The sequence below is a fragment of the Pseudomonas grimontii genome (genome assembly GCF_007858185.1).
Classification (GTDB): Bacteria; Pseudomonadota; Gammaproteobacteria; order Pseudomonadales; family Pseudomonadaceae; genus Aquipseudomonas; species Aquipseudomonas grimontii.
The window spans coordinates 171,405-187,843 of sequence record NZ_VFES01000007.1 but is presented as its reverse complement, the minus strand read 5'-3'; the positions used below and the strand labels follow the sequence as shown (position 1 = coordinate 187,843).

Annotated in this window: 21 protein-coding genes; 9 read left to right on the top strand and 12 right to left on the bottom strand. The window is 61.4% G+C overall.

Going from position 1 to position 16,439, the window contains the following annotated elements; genetic code table 11:
- From FIV39_RS13545 to FIV39_RS13535, 3 genes are all read left to right on the top strand, one after another.
- Positions 1-1,020: an ABC transporter permease gene (locus tag FIV39_RS13545; protein ID WP_053134921.1), complete on the top strand. Its 1,020-nt coding sequence runs from the start codon at positions 1-3 to the stop codon at positions 1,018-1,020.
- 1 nt (position 1,021) lies between these two features.
- The gene (locus FIV39_RS13540) at positions 1,022-2,635 is read left to right on the top strand and encodes an ABC transporter ATP-binding protein (RefSeq protein WP_090405371.1); all 1,614 of its coding nucleotides are present in this window, start codon (positions 1,022-1,024) and stop codon (positions 2,633-2,635) included.
- Between the two features lie 141 nt (positions 2,636-2,776).
- The gene (locus tag FIV39_RS13535; protein ID WP_090405374.1) at positions 2,777-3,664 is read left to right on the top strand and encodes an AraC family transcriptional regulator; all 888 of its coding nucleotides are present in this window, start codon (positions 2,777-2,779) and stop codon (positions 3,662-3,664) included.
- On the opposite strand, the gene FIV39_RS13530 is transcribed toward FIV39_RS13535, so the two are convergent.
- Both FIV39_RS13530 and FIV39_RS13525 read right to left on the bottom strand, forming a co-directional pair.
- Complete coding sequence (locus FIV39_RS13530; protein WP_090405376.1) at positions 3,606-4,193, bottom strand: LysE family translocator; 588 nt, start codon at positions 4,191-4,193, stop codon at positions 3,606-3,608. The two genes, FIV39_RS13535 and FIV39_RS13530, sit on opposite strands and share 59 nt — an antisense overlap.
- A gap of 98 nt (positions 4,194-4,291) precedes the next feature.
- The gene (locus tag FIV39_RS13525) at positions 4,292-5,176 is read right to left on the bottom strand and encodes an NAD(P)/FAD-dependent oxidoreductase (protein ID WP_090405379.1); all 885 of its coding nucleotides are present in this window, start codon (positions 5,174-5,176) and stop codon (positions 4,292-4,294) included.
- A gap of 144 nt (positions 5,177-5,320) precedes the next feature.
- Here FIV39_RS13525 and FIV39_RS13520 point away from each other — a divergent pair, with 144 nt between their 5' ends.
- Positions 5,321-5,758, top strand: a complete 438-nt coding sequence (locus FIV39_RS13520) for an Rrf2 family transcriptional regulator (RefSeq protein WP_090405382.1) — start codon at positions 5,321-5,323, stop codon at positions 5,756-5,758.
- On the opposite strand, the gene FIV39_RS13515 is transcribed toward FIV39_RS13520, so the two are convergent.
- Both FIV39_RS13515 and FIV39_RS13510 read right to left on the bottom strand, forming a co-directional pair.
- Positions 5,755-6,384 (bottom strand): ribonuclease T2 family protein, encoded by a 630-nt coding sequence (locus FIV39_RS13515; RefSeq protein WP_090405385.1) that lies wholly within the window; start codon positions 6,382-6,384, stop codon positions 5,755-5,757. The genes FIV39_RS13520 and FIV39_RS13515 overlap by 4 nt on opposite strands.
- Before the next feature lie 36 nt (positions 6,385-6,420).
- Positions 6,421-7,401, bottom strand: coding sequence for a Gfo/Idh/MocA family protein (locus tag FIV39_RS13510; RefSeq protein WP_090405389.1), 981 nt, complete (start codon positions 7,399-7,401; stop codon positions 6,421-6,423).
- A gap of 127 nt (positions 7,402-7,528) precedes the next feature.
- On the opposite strand from FIV39_RS13510, the gene FIV39_RS13505 reads away from it, so the two are divergent.
- On the top strand, positions 7,529-7,891 hold the full coding sequence (locus FIV39_RS13505; RefSeq protein ID WP_090405392.1) for an NUDIX hydrolase: 363 nt from the start codon (positions 7,529-7,531) through the stop codon (positions 7,889-7,891).
- A gap of 100 nt (positions 7,892-7,991) precedes the next feature.
- Here the strand turns inward: FIV39_RS13505 and FIV39_RS13500 are convergent, their stop codons facing one another.
- Genes FIV39_RS13500 through FIV39_RS13485 form a run of 4 tightly spaced genes read right to left on the bottom strand, consistent with a single transcriptional unit; the run spans position 7,992 to position 9,811 of the window.
- Positions 7,992-8,465, bottom strand: a complete 474-nt coding sequence (locus tag FIV39_RS13500; RefSeq protein WP_090405396.1) for a periplasmic heavy metal sensor — start codon at positions 8,463-8,465, stop codon at positions 7,992-7,994.
- Complete coding sequence (locus FIV39_RS13495) at positions 8,462-8,893, bottom strand: hypothetical protein (RefSeq protein WP_090405398.1); 432 nt, start codon at positions 8,891-8,893, stop codon at positions 8,462-8,464. Before FIV39_RS13495 ends, FIV39_RS13500 begins: the two co-directional genes overlap by 4 nt.
- Entirely contained in the window at positions 8,890-9,468 is a 579-nt protein-coding gene (locus tag FIV39_RS13490; protein ID WP_090405401.1) for an RNA polymerase sigma factor, read from the bottom strand. The genes FIV39_RS13495 and FIV39_RS13490 overlap by 4 nt, the downstream gene beginning before the upstream one ends.
- A gap of 31 nt (positions 9,469-9,499) precedes the next feature.
- A complete protein-coding gene (locus FIV39_RS13485) occupies positions 9,500-9,811 on the bottom strand; it encodes a YXWGXW repeat-containing protein (RefSeq protein ID WP_090405404.1) in 312 nt (103 codons plus the stop codon).
- A gap of 56 nt (positions 9,812-9,867) precedes the next feature.
- Between FIV39_RS13485 and FIV39_RS33420 the strand changes: the two genes are divergently transcribed.
- From FIV39_RS33420 to FIV39_RS13480, 3 genes are all read left to right on the top strand, one after another.
- On the top strand, positions 9,868-9,999 hold the full coding sequence (locus tag FIV39_RS33420) for a hypothetical protein (RefSeq protein WP_261384947.1): 132 nt from the start codon (positions 9,868-9,870) through the stop codon (positions 9,997-9,999).
- A gap of 34 nt (positions 10,000-10,033) precedes the next feature.
- Positions 10,034-10,174, top strand: a complete 141-nt coding sequence (locus tag FIV39_RS33010; RefSeq protein ID WP_167361120.1) for a hypothetical protein — start codon at positions 10,034-10,036, stop codon at positions 10,172-10,174.
- Positions 10,175-10,290: 116 nt separating this feature from the next.
- Entirely contained in the window at positions 10,291-10,590 is a 300-nt protein-coding gene (locus tag FIV39_RS13480; RefSeq protein ID WP_090405406.1) for a hypothetical protein, read from the top strand.
- Between the two features lie 264 nt (positions 10,591-10,854).
- Here FIV39_RS13480 and FIV39_RS13475 read toward each other — a convergent pair whose 3' ends face one another.
- On the bottom strand, positions 10,855-11,115 hold the full coding sequence (locus tag FIV39_RS13475; RefSeq protein WP_090405409.1) for a hypothetical protein: 261 nt from the start codon (positions 11,113-11,115) through the stop codon (positions 10,855-10,857).
- Positions 11,116-11,208: 93 nt separating this feature from the next.
- Positions 11,209-12,276, bottom strand: a complete 1,068-nt coding sequence (locus FIV39_RS13470; RefSeq protein WP_090405411.1) for an AbrB family transcriptional regulator — start codon at positions 12,274-12,276, stop codon at positions 11,209-11,211.
- Between the two features lie 109 nt (positions 12,277-12,385).
- Between FIV39_RS13470 and FIV39_RS13465 the strand changes: the two genes are divergently transcribed.
- Positions 12,386-13,285 (top strand): LysR family transcriptional regulator, encoded by a 900-nt coding sequence (locus FIV39_RS13465; protein WP_090405414.1) that lies wholly within the window; start codon positions 12,386-12,388, stop codon positions 13,283-13,285.
- Between the two features lie 13 nt (positions 13,286-13,298).
- Here the strand turns inward: FIV39_RS13465 and FIV39_RS13460 are convergent, their stop codons facing one another.
- Complete coding sequence (locus FIV39_RS13460; RefSeq protein WP_026136677.1) at positions 13,299-13,628, bottom strand: hypothetical protein; 330 nt, start codon at positions 13,626-13,628, stop codon at positions 13,299-13,301.
- Positions 13,629-13,719: 91 nt separating this feature from the next.
- Positions 13,720-16,221: a TonB-dependent siderophore receptor gene (locus FIV39_RS13455; protein ID WP_090405417.1), complete on the bottom strand. Its 2,502-nt coding sequence runs from the start codon at positions 16,219-16,221 to the stop codon at positions 13,720-13,722.
- Positions 16,222-16,439 lie beyond the last annotated feature (218 nt).

Genomic DNA, 16,439 nt, shown 5'->3' with positions numbered 1-16,439 from the left:
ATGAACCTGTCCCCCCTCAATCGCCGCCGGTTCGAGCGGTTCAAGGCCAACAAGCGCGGCTGGTGGTCGCTGTGGCTGTTCCTGATTTTGTTCGGGCTGAGCCTGGGCGCCGAGCTGATCGCCAACGACAAGCCACTGGCAGTGCACTACGACGGCGACTGGTATTTCCCGGCGCTCAAGCGCTACCCGGAAACCACCTTCGGCGGCGAATTCCCGCTGGAGGCCAACTATAAGAGCCCGTATATCCAGGAACTGCTCAAGGCCAAGGACGCCTGGACCTTGTGGGCGCCGATCCCGTTCAGCTACCAGAGCATCAACTACGACCTGAAGGTACCGGCTCCCGCGCCGCCTTCGAGCGTCAACCTGCTGGGCACCGACGACCAAGGCCGCGATGTGCTCGCGCGGGTGATCTATGGCTTCCGTGTGTCGGTGCTGTTTGCCCTGACGTTGACCGTGCTCAGCTCGATCATCGGCGTGATCGCCGGGGCCTTGCAGGGCTTCTATGGCGGCTGGGTCGACCTGGCCGGGCAGCGCTTCCTGGAAATCTGGTCCGGCTTGCCGGTGCTGTACCTGCTGATCATCCTTGCCAGCTTCGTGCAGCCCAACTTCTGGTGGCTGCTGGGGATCATGCTGCTGTTTTCCTGGATGAGCCTGGTGGATGTGGTGCGCGCCGAGTTCCTGCGCGGGCGCAACCTCGAATATGTGCGCGCGGCCAGGGCCCTGGGGATGCAGAACGGCGCGATCATGTTCCGCCATATCCTGCCCAATGCCATGGTCTCGACCATGACGTTCATGCCGTTCATCCTCACTGGCGCCATCGGCACCCTGACTGCCCTGGATTTCCTCGGCTTTGGCCTGCCGGCCGGTTCGCCTTCGCTGGGCGAGCTGGTGGCCCAGGGCAAATCCAACCTGCAAGCGCCCTGGCTGGGCATGAGCGCGTTTGCCGTGCTGGCAATCATGTTGAGTTTGCTGGTGTTTATCGGCGAGTCCGCTCGCGATGCCTTCGACCCGAGGAAATGAGATGAATCAGGACAATCTGATCGAAATCCGCGACCTCTCCGTCGAGTTCGTCACGGGCGAGCATCACCACCGCGTGGTCAACAACGTCAGCTTCGATATCAAGCGCGGCGAAACCCTGGCCCTGGTCGGCGAAAGCGGCTCCGGCAAATCGGTGACCGCGCACTCGATCCTGCGCCTTCTGCCCTACCCGCTCGCCCGGCACCCGTCCGGCACCATCGCCTATTCCGGGCAAGACCTACTGACCCTCAAGGAAAAGACCCTGCGGCATATTCGCGGCAACCGCATCGCGATGATCTTCCAGGAGCCGATGACCTCGTTGAACCCGCTGCACTGCATCGAAAAGCAGATCAACGAAGTGCTCGGCCTGCACAAGGGCCTGACCGGCAAGGTCGCGACCCGGCGCACGCTTGAACTGCTGGAACTGGTGGGCATCCCCGAGCCGCACAAACGGCTCAAGGCCCTGCCCCACGAACTGTCGGGCGGCCAGCGCCAGCGGGTGATGATCGCCATGGCCCTGGCCAATGAGCCGGAACTGTTGATCGCGGATGAGCCCACCACCGCCCTTGATGTCACTGTGCAGTTGAAGATCCTGGAACTGCTCAAGGAGTTGCAGGCGCGCTTGGGCATGGCCCTGCTGTTGATCAGCCATGACCTGAACCTGGTGCGGCGCATTGCTCACCGCGTGTGCGTGATGCAGCAAGGTTGCATCGTCGAGCAGGCGGAATGCGAGACGCTGTTCCAGTCGCCCCAGCACCCTTACACCCAGGAACTGCTGGCGGCGGAACCCAGCGGTGGGCCGGCCACCAACGAGGTCGGGCCGCCGTTGCTGGAAGTCGATGACCTGAAAGTCTGGTTCCCGATCAAGAAGGGTTTTTTGCGCAACACCGTCGATTACGTCAAGGCGGTGGACGGCATCAACTTCAGCCTGCCCCAGGGCCAGACGCTGGGCATCGTCGGCGAAAGCGGCTCGGGCAAATCCACCCTGGGCCTGGCGATCTTGCGCTTGATCGCCAGCAAGGGCGGGATCCGCTTTGAAGGCCAGCAACTGGACAAGCTGACCCAGCAACAGGTGCGCCCGTTACGCCGGGAAATGCAGGTGGTGTTCCAGGACCCGTTCGGCAGCCTGAGCCCACGCATGTGCGTCAGCGAGATCGTCGGCGAAGGCCTGCGCATTCACAAAATGGGCACGCCGGCCGAGCAGGAAGCGGCGATTATCGCGGCGCTCAAGGAGGTGGGCCTGGACCCGGAGTCCCGCCATCGCTACCCCCACGAATTTTCCGGCGGCCAACGCCAACGCATCGCCATCGCCCGCGCGCTGGTACTCAAGCCGCGCCTGATCCTGCTGGACGAACCGACCTCGGCGCTGGACCGCACGGTACAACGCCAGGTCGTGGAACTGCTGCGCAGCCTGCAGGCCAAGTACAACCTGACCTACCTGTTCATCAGCCATGACCTGGCGGTGGTGAAGGCGCTGAGTCACCAGTTGATGGTGGTCAAGCATGGACAGGTGGTGGAACAGGGCGATGCGCAGGCGATCTTTGCTGATCCGCAGCATGCGTATACGCGTCAACTGCTGGAAGCGGCCTTTCTGGTGCCGTGCCCAGAGCCCCTCTGAGCGATCAGCACGCCCACGTCCTGCGTGGGTGTGCCGCACAATCGGATCACTGCGTGCCCCCCTGCCAAGCCAACGGCTACACAAACGCCAGGGTCTGTGCAACGATCCGTTACTGATCTTGATTGCCCTGGAGTCGTGCCCATGACGCTGACCGACCTGTGCCCCGCCGCACCGCGCTTCTGGCGCGACGAGCGCCTGCCGTTCATCGAAGCGCGCACCATCGCCGACGGGCGCAAGGTCACTTATACCCGTCACGCCCATGAGCATTTTTCCATCGGCGCGATCACCACCGGGCGCAGCTATTACCTTTACGGCGCCGATACGTTCCTGATCAGCGCCGGCACCGTGGTACTGATGAACCCGGGCGATGTGCATGCCTGCAACCCTATCCACGACCAGCCATGGTCCTATCACATGCTCTACCTCGACACGCCCTGGCTGACCGAATTGCAGTACCAATTGGGCTTCAGCACCGACCAGGGTTATCGCGCTTTCAATACGCCGCATACCCGTGACCCACTGCTGTACAGCGGCTTGCTGGCGTTGTACCGGATGCTGGTGAATGAGCAGGCCGAGCTCCTGCAAAAGCAAAGCGCGTTGGTGAGTTACTTCAGCGAAGTCCAGCAGCGCCTGAACCCTTCACCCACACCAATGCGCGAGGTCAACCACAAGCTGGAACGGGCCGCCGAGTACATCCGTGTGCACTGCACCGAGGCGTTGAAACTCGAAGACATCTGCCTGGCCGCCGAGCTGTCGCCGTCGTACCTGATCCGCGCCTTCAAGCAGTATTACGGGCTGACGCCCCATGCCTTCCTGGTCAACCAGCGCATCCAGTTTGCCCGCACCCGGCTGCGCAATGGCGAGTTGATCGCCGATGTGGCTCTCGCTGCGGGATTTGCCGACCAGGCGCACTTCCAGCGCACCTTCAAACAGCATTTTGCCGCCACCCCAGGGCAATACCGCGAGGTGCTCAAGCCATCAGCAAATAACCCACACTGGCCACCAGCAACGCGGCCATTGAGCGGTTGAACAGGCGCACGCCCTGGGGATTGCCCAGGTAGCGGCGCAGAAAGGTCCCGGCATAGGCCCAGCACGCCACCGACACGTAGCAGATCACCAGGTAGAGGCTGGCAAACAACCAGATTTGCCGCGCGTCGCCATCGGCCGCAAACAAGCCCATGCCCGCCACACAAGCCAGCCAGGCCTTGGGGTTGAGCCATTGCATGATCGCGCCGTAGAGCATCGACGGCGCAGTTGCGGCGCCGTCCGCGTCCAACCGGCCGTCGTCCGCCGCCAGTTTCCAGGCCATGTACAGCAGGAAGGCGACCCCACCCCACTGGATCAACTGGGTCAGGATGGGCCAGCGCAGCAGCACCTCGTGCAGCCCCAGGCCGATCAGCACCAACAGCAAGGTAAAGCCAACAGCGGCGCCGAACACATGCTTCTGGCTGGCGACAAAACCGAAGCGTGCCCCTGAACTCAGGGCGACCACGTTGACCGGTCCCGGCGTGATGGATGTGGCCAGGGCGAAGGCGGCCATGGAAATGATCAAGCTCATTGCGGTTCCCTTTTTATGATGAGGCGTAAACAGGGTTCCACGGTATAAGGCCCACGCGCAGCGGTATTGAACAAAATGCCCCTGCGGCGGCAATGGCTTCACGCGTTGATCAACGAGAAATGTGCGCCCACCCCGGCGCGCACGCCCTCGCCCACGGCCAGCGCAACGGACCCGGCGGCGAGGGATGCATCACCACAGGCAAACACGCCAGGCACCGAGGTCTGGCGAGTGTCGTTGGTGTGCAGGTAAGGCCCGGTGGGGCCGTCGACCCATTCACAGCCCAGTTGTTCGGCCAACGGACTGATGCGCGTGCGGGACAGGGTGAAGATCCCGTCGAGCTTGAACACCCTGCCATCATCCAATTCCAGGTCGGCGCGCTCCCCGCTGATACGTCGCACGCCAGCGCTTTCCACGATGACCCCACGTCGGTCCAACTGCGCCTGTTGCTCGGCATCCGGGGTAAACACACCATTGGTGAACAAGGTGGTGGGCCCCCAGTCCGGCAGCATCAGCGCGTGGTGCATCGCCAGGGGTGAGGTGGCCAGGACGCCAATACGGCCTTGGTCCAGTTCATAGCCATGGCAGTAGGGACAATGGAACACTCGCGTACCCCAGCGCTCTTTCAAGCCTTCGACCGCCGGCAGTTCATCCACCACTCCGGTGGCGAGGATCAAGCGTCTGGCGTGAAACGTACCGCTATGTTCGGTGCGTACACTGAACCCCTCAACCGGCTGGTTGACCAGCACCGCACTGCCCTGCACCCACGTGACCGTCGGATACTCCATCAACTGGCTGCGCCCTTCGGCCGCAATGACCTCCGGCGCCTGGCCGTCCTGCCCGAGAAACCCGTGGGACGTGGCGGCAAACCGGTTGCGTCGCTGCCCCGCATCGATCACCAACACCTGGCGCCGCGCCCTTGCCAATTGCAGGCCCGCAGACAGGCCGGCATAGCTGCCGCCCACGATAATCACGTCGTACATCATGAAAGTAACTCCATGTTGTGTGCTCGCGGTTATCCGCGGGCTTTCACGACACACCATAAGTTACATAAAAATAGCCCGTCAAGAGTCTCGCAACTTTTCGAGTTACGAACGATACTTTCGACTGACCCAACCTGAGGCTGATTGATGAGAAACGACACGCGCCTGTCGCGCATGCTCCACGTACTGATCCATATGGGCCGTCATGAAGAACGCGCCACATCGGAGACCATCGCGCAGATGCTCGGCACCAACCCAGTGGTGGTGCGACGCACCCTGGGGTTGCTCAAGGAGAAAGGGTATGTGCGTTCGGAAAAGGGCCACCAGGGCGGCTGGAGCCTGGGCAAACCCTTGAGCGAAATCACTCTGCTGGACATTCACAATGCCCTGGGCACGCCTTCGATATTCGCCATCGGCCTGTCCACCGATCACCCCGAGTGCCTGGTGGAACAGGCGGTGAATGCCGCACTCACGGATGCCTTCGAACAAGCCCAGGCATTGCTGCTGAAACGCCTGGGCAAGGTCAGCCTGGCGCAGTTGGCCGAGGACTTTGACGAACGCTACCGCGTGGCAATGCTGCCTTAGCGCTGCGTGGGAATACGAATATCGCCCGCACGGCACTGGGTTTTGACACTGCGCGGGCAGCCGGCAAACGCCAGGTCCTTGGTCAGGCACACGCGCACTTCCGACAGCACCTTGCCTTTGCAGATCACCGCCAGGCCATGGTTGCCCATGCGCGGGTTGCTTTCGCGAAACAGCGCCTCGATCTCGCGGGCCTGCAACGACGACGGCGTGTTGAACGGTTGCAGTTGCGCCGGGATGGTGACTACGCCCAGCGCCGTATCGGTTTTCTCCAGGTACGCCAAGGGTTCCAGCCCGCTGCAGGTGCCGTGCTTGGCCCATTCGTGCTTGAGCAGCGAGCGCGTCGGGAACAGCGCCGCGCCCTTGTCCATCTCTTCACGGCTCAACGTAGATTGCGGCGCGCAGGTCGCCGGCCACCCTCCCCGCGCGTATTGCGGCCACAAGCCGTGCAGCACGAAGCCGTAACCCTTACCCGAACATTGTTCGTTGTTTGGGTGCGTCAGGCAAAAGGTCGGCGACCATGACAACGACAGCACATAAAAATCAAATTCCCCAGGCGTCCCTTGGTTACGCGGGGCCGCCACTGCGCTGGTGGCCAGCACCAGCCACATCATCATCCAGTACTTCATGTGTGTATTCCTTGAAAAAAACCAGGTATACCGCAACTACTCAGGATGGTTGGGGTTACGTTGCAACACCTTGTCCAGGACCCGATCGGTCTTCAACGCCTCGATCGCCAGCGAAGGATGCTCGGCTTCGCCGCGAATATGCGCGTTCATGGCCAATACGTGGTGCCACTGGATATGCGCGTGGCACGGCACCTCCAGCACCTCGTTGAACTCACCGTCGAGGCGCAGCGGCTGATCCTCGAACACCGAGAACTGGATGCGCCCACGGCTGCCGATCAACTCGACCAGATCCTCACGGCGGTCGGCTACAAAGTTCCAACAGCCCATGCCCAGCGCGCCCGAACTGAACGTCCAGCAGGCCGTCACGGCGTCCTCGGCCGCATAGCTTGCGGCCTGTCGTGCAGTAAAACCCGAGACCTCGACGATGTCCCCGGCCAGGTATTGGAACAGGTCAAATCCGTGGCTGGCCAGGTCGGCAAAGTAGCCGCCACCGGCGATGGTCGGGTTGGTGCGCCAGTTGGCGGCGCTGGCATCCTCGGCAGCCGGTGGCTTGCAGAGGGTCCAGGTCAGGTGGCGTAACGTGCCGATGCGCCCGTCCTGCAGCCACGCGCGCACTTGCTGGAAGCGCGGCAGCGAGCGCCGGTAGTAGGAGACAAACAGGTGCAGCCCGGCACGTTCGAAGGTGCGCTGCATCAACGCGCTCTGTTCGGCGTTCAGCGACATCGGTTTCTCGACGCAGCAATGCTTGCCGGCCGCCGCCACCATCAGGCTGTACTCCAGGTGACTGTCGGGCGGCGTGGCGATGTACACGGCGTCCACTTCAGGGTCGTTGATCAGTGCCTGGGCGTCGGTGTAGTAACGGGCAATCCCGTGACGTGATGCATAATCGCGCACGGCGTCCTCGCGACGCCCCATCACGGCCGCCAGCGCCGAACCTGGCGCTTTGTAGAAAGCGGGTCCACTCTTTAACTCAGTGACACTGCCACAACCAATCATGCCCCAACGTACGGTGCTCATCTGTTTTCCTCGTCCGTTTTCATCAATCCGGCAGTATCCACATCCCCACGCCGTTGTGCCATAACCACCTAGCATGACAATTGCATTACACTTTTATGACATTCATCCCACTGCGGGGGCACAGACGATGAAAATACGCGCAACGGTCATTTGCGAACACGAGGGGCATATCCTCTTCGTGCGCAAGGCCAGATCAAAATGGGCGCTGCCGGGCGGCAAGGTTGAACAGGGCGAACGCCCGGTCGGCGCCGCCGAACGGGAGCTGGAAGAGGAAACCGGGTTGAACGTGGATGGCCTGCTGTACTTGCAGGAGCTGAAGGCCCGCGACACCGTCCACCATGTGTTTGAAGCCTCGGTGGTGAATATCGCGGATGCACGGCCACTGAACGAGATCGTCGACTGCCAGTGGCACGCCTATGGCTCCTTGGACGATATTGACACTACCGACGCGACCCGCCATATCGTCAAATCCTTTCTACGTCGCCTGTAAATCCGCGCTCGGCCTGCTGTCGATTAATCCTGGTTTACCAAGCGCCTTTGGACTGCGTAGCGGTGCAGTCTTTTCAAACTAAGGGTTGGCGGCTCGCAGCTCAAGACCGAGGTTTGTTGCCTGCCGACTTTGCCTGCCCGCGCATGTACAAGGCCTCCACCAGCTTCTGCCGCTCATCCTGGGGCAAGTTGCCGGCGAACTGCGCCAGGGTGCTGTCGACCAGCGCCCGAAGGGCCATATCGGCCTCCCGTGCCTTGGCCAGCTCTGCCACCAATGCCTCACGGTCCAGGCTCGGCGCTTCCAATTGCTTGATCACACCCAACCGCGCTTCACGCCCGGCCATGATCAGCGGCTGGCTGTCGTCACGATTGTGGCGCAACAGTTGGCGCAGCTCCCTGCGCCGTTCGGGTGGCAGTTTGAACATGGCTTGACGCAGACCGTGCTGGTTGACGACCGCTTCGGCCGGTCTGGCGCTGACCATCCAGTGATAAAGGCCACCGCCTACGCCTCCGATCAAAAACACGTTGAGCAACACCGACACGAGCAACCACGGCTTGAGGGATCTGGCTGTCATTGCTCGGTTTCCTCGGCGTTGACGGTGAAGACGACTTCCGCGTCGCCTTGATCGAAGACGCTGGGCAGCACTTCGGAGGACAACATCGGCAGCGGCACGCTCATGGACGCCACCAGCATCCCGGTGACGATGCCGGCAATGCCCACGCTTACCAGGCCTGCGGGCGACAGCCAGCGGCCGTAACGCGACCAGAACGATCCAGGCAGCGCGGCTGACTGGCGGATCTGCCGGGCCAATGCCGGGTCGATGAATGCCAGTTGATGGCTGTCCAACTGGCCGTCAAGCCAACGTGCCTGCTGCAAGGCTTCGCGCGCATGCACATTGCCGCTGCGCAGCAAGGCCTGGGCGGTGGCCTGTTCAGCATCCGGCCAGCGACGCAGGTCCGCCCCATAGGCGTCGGCCAGGTAAGCAAAACGTTCGGGTGTCATGGTTTTCCCCTTCCTGGGCGGGCGAGCCCGGGTGTGTCGGCAAGTTGGCTGCGCAACTGGCGTCGGGCCCGCGACAGCAGGCTCTCCAGTGCCTCGACGCTGATATTCATCAGGGCTGCGGCGTCGATGTTCGACAGCTCCTGGTAGTACTGCAACACGATGGCTTCGCGCTGGCGTTCGGGCAAGGCCGCCAACGCGGCGGCCATGCGTGCACTGCGGTCCTGGGTTTCCAGTTGCTCCTCAGGCGATGGCGAGCTGTCTGCCACCTCCACCGCCTCTTCGTCGCTCAACGGACGTTCCTTGCGTCGGCGCAGGCGGTCGTGGCACAGGTTCAGCGCAACCCGGTGCAACCAGGTGTCGAAACGCGCCTCGCCACTGCGCCAGTTGGCGGCCTGGCGCCAGATACGCAGGAAGCTTTCCTGAGCCACGTCCTTGGCCTCATCGGCGTCCCCCAGGATCCGACTGGCGAGCGCCAGCAAACGCGGGAGTTTACGCGTCACCATTTCGTTGACGGCGGCAGGTTCGTTATTGCCGATACGCGCCAGCAGCTCAACGTCCGGATCAGTGTCTTTCAATCGGGCAGTTCTCAGGGCCAAGGGTCAGGGTTCAGCGGATCCAATGCCCTTCGCGCCAGTACCAGTTCGGGCCATGGGCTTCCCAATGGCCAGGCTCCCAGCGCGCATGACGCATGACTGGCTGCCAGTGGCCCGGTACCCAGCCATAACCGCGCCCTTCCCAACGCCAGTGGCCCCGGTCCCAGGCATACCCGGGGCGCTCGGCCGGGATCATTTCCACACGCTGCGGCGGCGGCGCCTGCTGGATGATGATTTCGGTCTGGGCAAAAGTCGGGGTGCTGACAAGCGCGGCGAGAGCCAGCGGAGCAAGCAAGACAAAACGCAATTTGGCCAGGGGTCTCATGGCAACTCCTTCATGCAACACGCGAAAGTGCAGGTTGCTGATGGGTTGAACGGCGCGTGCGCAAAAATCCGTCGCAGGCTGCGCAGATTTTTCAGCAGGGGGTCGAGACCAGTATTGCTCAAGGGCTGGCGGGGCTTGATGAAATGTTTGAAAGGATCGCGACGGATTTTCGCGGCTGGCCACGTTGAAGGATTAACCCAGGTCAACCCAAGAGGAAACACCATGTACCGTCGACTTACCCTGCTGGTTGCGGCTTTGCTGATCGTCAGCCTCAGCGGCTGCGTAATCGTGCCGGAGCACCGTCATTGCTGCTGGCGTTACTACGGCGCGCTGGATGCGCCAAGCCATGCTGTCAATAGCTAGCAGGCCGCCGAAATGCTCGCCCCCCGACCTCTCGTCTGCTGCCTTGGCAAGCACTTGACTCCCGCCGTTGATCACACAACACCATGGGCAATTAGCCATCATTCAAGCCGCCCACCATGAGTATCGACCCTCCGAGCCAGCCCGACAGCGATGTATACCGGACACTGCTGGAGTCGACCAAAGCCATCCCCTGGCGTATCGACTGGCAGAGCATGACCTTCAGCTATATCGGCCCGCAGATCGAACATGGCTTTTCAGCGGTATCCAACCTGCTGACCCTGAGCCTTGGCGTGGGTACGCGCATCGTCAAACCCGACAGCCCGATGCTGGGTTTTGTCGAAGATGTCGACACGTTGCTCTACCAGGCCAAACGCAACGGGCGAATGCGCGCAGAGTTTGCAGACGGGGAAGTTTGACGCGGGTCAAATCGCAGGCAAAAAAAATCCCAAGTAGCTGATGGAAACTTGGGATTTAAAAATGCATAAACCGTGGGAGGTGAACGCCCGGCTATAGTAACGAGTGTAAAAAGCTGTAACAAGAAAATTTTATATCCTTTCGTCGGATTAAAAGCGGTGTAAGTCCTTCAATAACCACATGTTTTTTAAGGTGGCGACGGATATAAGTGCCACTTTTTGGTGCAACTACCGTCGATATTTCCACTTATAAAAAAGGGTTATTAGTTAAGGCGGCATGACACTCTTCGACCCGTTCGCCCTCAATTGCTTGCAGGTATCGCGAAGTTCGAGGCCACCGGATGTGGCCACACTGGCGACTCGCTCAATCTGCTGGCAAAGTGCCAAACGCTCGGCCGCTTCTTCGCGCTGGCGATCCGCCTTGGCGTTGAGTTGCACGAAATAGCCCCCCAGCACCACCGCGACGCACAGCACGCCGACCGCGAGGAAGCGCAAGCTGGTGGGCGATGAGTGTTCTGGCTGGTGCATGATCCTGCGCGCCCTGCTCTATTTGCGTCGAAGTCAGCGATTGTATGCAAATAGAAACATAGGGTTTGTCATGGATTTGTAAAATGGCAGGAACTACAACGACGCCGGTTTCATCCCAAGTACCTCCTTCTGCGACGGTGTCCGCCCCAGCAAGCGATACAAAGGCAGGCACGCCGCCTGGATCAACAGCATGCGGATCACCTGCATCGCGGTCACCAGCGTCACTGCCAGGCCCAGGGCCTCGGCGGTCAGGCTCATCTCCGGCGCGCTGCCGGGCATCATGCCCAGGGCCAGCGACAGCCACGGCGTGCCCAGCCAGGTGCCGAGGCCCCACGCGGCGAGGGCCGTGGCAATTCCCGAACCCGCCAACAACAGCAACACCTTCAACAGAAACCCCGGCGCCCGCAGGAAAAAACTGCGGTCGAACGCGACACCCAGCGCACAGCCGATCAACAACTGGCCACTGCCACTGAGCCAGCCCGGCATGCTCATCGACAGGTTATTGCAGCCTACCCCCACCGCGCAGATCAGGAACGGTCCGAACGTCCACGGGTTGGGCAGTTTGCAGCGCTGGAACCCCAGGGCTGCCAGCCAACTCATCGCCAGGATGAACACCAGCCAGGGCCAGATCACCGGCAACGGCGCATGAACAGCCACCTGCGGCATCCCAAAGGTGGCGACAGCCGGCACCGCCAGCAGGATCAGCAGCAACCGAATGCTATGGGCCGCCGCGATAAACGACGTGTCCGCCTGACGCTGACGCCCCAGGTGCACCATCTCGGTGGAGTTGGCCGGCATCAAGGCGAAGAACGCCGTGCCGAACGAAACGCCCCAGCGATGCAGGATCAGTATCGAACCCAAGGCCAGCACCAGCGTCAGCATCACTGCCGATACGATCAGGCCAAGATGGGTCGCCACTTGCTGCATCACCGGCAGGGTGAAATGACAGCCGATGGCCACTGCCACGATCAGTTGTCCGATCTTGCGCCCATACGGCACTTCCGGCACTTCCGGCACCCACGCGCCGGCGCATCGGCTCAGCATGACGGCGACGAGGGAGCCAATCACCCAGGGCAACGGCCACCCCGCCCAACTGGCAATGCCGCCGCCCAAGGCGCCGATGATGAGGGTCAGGAGCCAATACTGGCGAAGGTTGAGCATGGTGGTGAACCCGGCATGGAGAAGAATGCCGACAGGTTATAGACTTGCCATCATCACAGAAAATATCCATTTGTGAATAAAATCATCACTCTTTGTTATGCGAGACCGTATGAATCTAAAAGCGCTGGCATACTGCGTCGAGATCGCCCGCCAAGGCAGCTTCACCAAGGCCGCGCAGGCGCTGCATGTGGCGCAACCGGCACTGAGCATGGCGGTCGGCCGGCTGGAAGAGGAACTGGGGGTCGCCCTGTTCAACCGCGCTACGCGGCAAATCAGCGTGACGGCCGAAGGCCAATTGTTCCTGACGCGCGCCGAGGCCTGCCTGGAAGGTTTGGCCGGTGCCCGTCGTGAACTGCAGGACCTGACTCAACTGCACAGCGGCGAGATCCGCGTCGGCGTGCCGCCCATGTACGGCATCCGCCATATTCCCGAACTGCTGATGCAATTTCGCGCGCGCTATCCCGGCATTGCCATGCATGTGGTGGAAGGCAGTGCCGATGACATCAGCGAACGCCTGGCCACACGGCAGATTGATGTGGCATTGCTGGAGTCGCGACGGGTTGACCCGGACTGGGAGTCGGTGCTGCTCGGCAGCGATGAGATGGTGTTGTGCATGCACGAACAGCATCCGCTGGCCGGGGCCTCCTCGATCCCGGCTGAGCGCTTGCAGCATGAGCCCATGCTGGTCTTCGATAACACCTTCCTGCAACGCCACCTGCTGGATGCCTTTTGCAGCCAGGCCCGCGTGCGTTTCAACATCGCCCTGGAAAGCAATTTCGTCCCGCTGGTGATTGCCGCCACCCGCAACGCAATGGGGCTTTCCACCCTGCTGCGTTCGGTGCAGGAGCAGGAATCCGGGCTCGTCGGTGTGTCCTTCGAACCCGCGCAATTCATGCACTTCAACCTGTGCTGGCGAGCCAGTGAATACTTGTCCCAGGCCAATCGGCGGTTCATTGAAACGGCAAAGGCGTATTTCCAGGAAGATGCCAGCTCGCCGCTGACGCGCTAAGCAGGCGGGTCGATCATTTGCGTGCCACTTTGTAGCGCACGCAATCCTGATAGAAACTCTGGCGAATCGCTTCGGGCTTGAGCCGTGAACGACTGTCATACGTCTGCTCGGTGATGCCCATGGCCATCATGCGCATCCAGGATTTATTGAACTTGATGGTCTGGATCTTCTGCCGCGCGGCGTACAACGACACCCCCGACAGCTTGAGCTCCTGGGCCCTGGCGGCCGTGCCGGCACCCCAACTGCACATGTACTTGTCACCCTCGCGCAGCTCCCGTGCCTGCACGGCAGCCGCGCCACCGGCCAGGGAGCAGGCGATCAGCATGATTCCAACAGTGCGCATTTGCTTCCTCACCTAACCACCTGAAAATAAAAGCGATTCTGGCGAGGATTCTGTTACAGGGGGGCCATTAAATTGCCTTATCGGCGTGCCATCACCACTGATAGGTCGCACTCGCCTGCACCGTGCGCTGCGAGCCATACCAGCACCACGAGTAGGAATAGCACGACGCGACATACTCTTTATTCGCCAGGTTGGTGGCGTTCAGGGCCAGGCGCAGGTTGTCCTTGAGGTTGGCGATGTTCGGGATGTCGTAGTGCACCGCCGCATCGAACAAGGTGTAGCCCGGCACCTTCAGGGTGTTGGCGGTATCGCCCCAAGACGAGCCGACATAACGCGCACCGGCGCCGGCACCGAAGCCCTTGAGGTTGCCATCATGGAAGGTGTAGTCAGCCCACGCCGAAGCTGTGTGGCGCGGTACTGCGTAGGTGGTAGTGCCCTCGGCGTTGATGGCCGGGCCTACGCCGATATCGCTGATGGGCGCATAACGCACGGTGTTATTCGACTTGCTGATGCGGTTATCCAGGTAGGCATAGGCCGCCGTGATGTCCAGGTTGTCGTTGAGGCTGGCCTTGCCTTCCAGCTCAAAACCACGGGATTGCACTTCGCCGTCCTGGCTCTGGCAGCGACCGCTGCCGCACAGGTGGGTGGGGTCCGGGTCGGTGGTGAGGACGTTGGTCTGGCGCAGGTCGAAGATCGCCGCCGTGATAAAGCTGTTACTGCCCGGCGGCTGGTACTTGATGCCGATTTCATACTGCTTGCCTTCGGTCGGCTTGAATACCGAACCGCCGTAACCGGTGCCCGACTGCGGGTTGAATGACTCCGCATAGCTGGCATACGGCGCCAGGCCATTATCGAAGAGATAGACCAGGCCAATACGCCCGGTAAAGGCCTTGCTGTCCAGGGAGGATTGGCTCTTGGCCCCGGTGCGCAGGGTCTTGGTGGTGCTGTCGGTGCTGGCCCAGTCATAACGACCGCCCAGCAACAGCACCCATTTGTCCCACTTCATCTGCTCTTGCAGGTACACGCCGGTTTGTTCGCTGCGCGACGTACCGTCGGTGGTGTACGCCGGTACCGGCACGGCCGCGCCATAGACCGGATTGAAAATATCCAGGGTCGGCCCGGCGGTATAGGTCCCTGAGCCCAACAGGGTATCGGTGCTGGTGTTCTGGTAGTCGAGCCCCATCAGCAAGGTGTGTTGCAGTGGGCCAGTGTCGAATTTGGCCTGCACCTGGTTGTCGAGGGTATAGGCATTCATGTCGACGTCACTGGCGATGGTGGAGCGGCGAATGGTGCGATAGTCCGTCATCAGGTAGTTGCTGTAGAGGCTGCGATAGCGCCCTTCGCTGCGCAAATAACGCGCGTTCTGGCGCACGGTCCACACATCGTTGAAGTGATGCTCGAAAGCCCAGCCGATGGAGTAGTACTCGCGATCGCTTTTCTCGAAGTTCTTTTCGCCATCATAAAAGTCCACATCGATGCTGCGCCCGGTCGGGCTGTGCAATACCGAGCCCCAGGCCGGCATCGAACCATAGGACGCGCCCTTCGGATCCTTCTGAAAATGCCCGAGCAAGGTCAGCGAGGTAGCGTCATCCGGCCGCCAGGTGAAGGCCGTGGACAGCGACTGGCGACGGGTTTCGGTGTGTTCGACCTGGCCATTGGCATCGTCGAAAAGCCCCGCGACCCGGTAGGAATAAACGCCCTGATCGTCAATCGGCCCGCTAAGGTCGAAGGTGGTGCGTTTCTTGTTGAAGGTGCCGTACTCCACGCCCACTTCATGGAACGGCGTATCCATCGGCCGCTTGCTGACCATATTGATCACCCCGCTCGGCGTGCCCTGCCCGTACAGCACCGAAGCCGGGCCGCGCAGCACTTCGACGCGCTCCAGGTCGAAGGCATCTTTTTGCGGCAACGCGTCACGGCTCGACGGCATGCGCAGGCCGTCCAGGTAAGTGGCCGGGGCAAAACCACGAATGGTCAGTTGGTCGAGGCGCGAAGCGGTGGCGCCGCGGGTTTCCGGGATGACCGCAGCGCTGTAGCGCAGAATCTGGTTGAGGCTCTCGGCGTTCTGCGCGCGCATCTGGTCTTTGGTGACGATGGAAATCGACTGCGGGGTTTCGATCAGCGCGGTATCGGTCTTGGTGCCCGACAAACTGCGGGTAGCCACATAACCGGCGACCGGCCCGGTGGGGCTTTCGGCCTGGTAGGCACCGCTGATGGTGGTGGCCTGCAGCTCCATCGCGCCGCCGTTATCCGGGAGGGCTTCCAGACGGTAGCGGTCGGCAGAGATCTTCAGCGCCTGCAGGCCGCTGCCGGCGAGCAACTGGGTCAGCGCCACATCGGTGGCGTATTGCCCGCTCAAGCCGTTGCTGCGTTTGCCGCGTGTCAGGCTCGCATCAAACGCCAATACCAGGCCCGCCTGCTCGGCCAGGCTATTGAGCGCCTGGCTCAAGTCACCGGCCGGAATCTGAAAGCGCCGTACAGCGCTGCTGCTTTCTTCGGCAAAGGCGGATTGAACATTCATCAACGGCACGGCGGCAAAAGCCAGCGCCACTGACAAGGCCAGTGGGTGCAAGGGACGAGCAAGGCGCGACATGGGAAATCCTGCGTAATAGAGGTTCTATTAACCATGACGGCCAGGTCGGGAAATCGGGCAAGGATGAGAGCAGTTTTTATTTGAGCGGTGTACTGCAATCGGTTGGAGCGCTTTTTTATGTAGCCCTTCAGGTTGGTTTTTCGCGGTTTTTTTCCTGACGGTGGTCAGCCCTTTCTGATTTTCCCCGCCGTTCATCCAGCCGCTTTTTACTGCGGCAG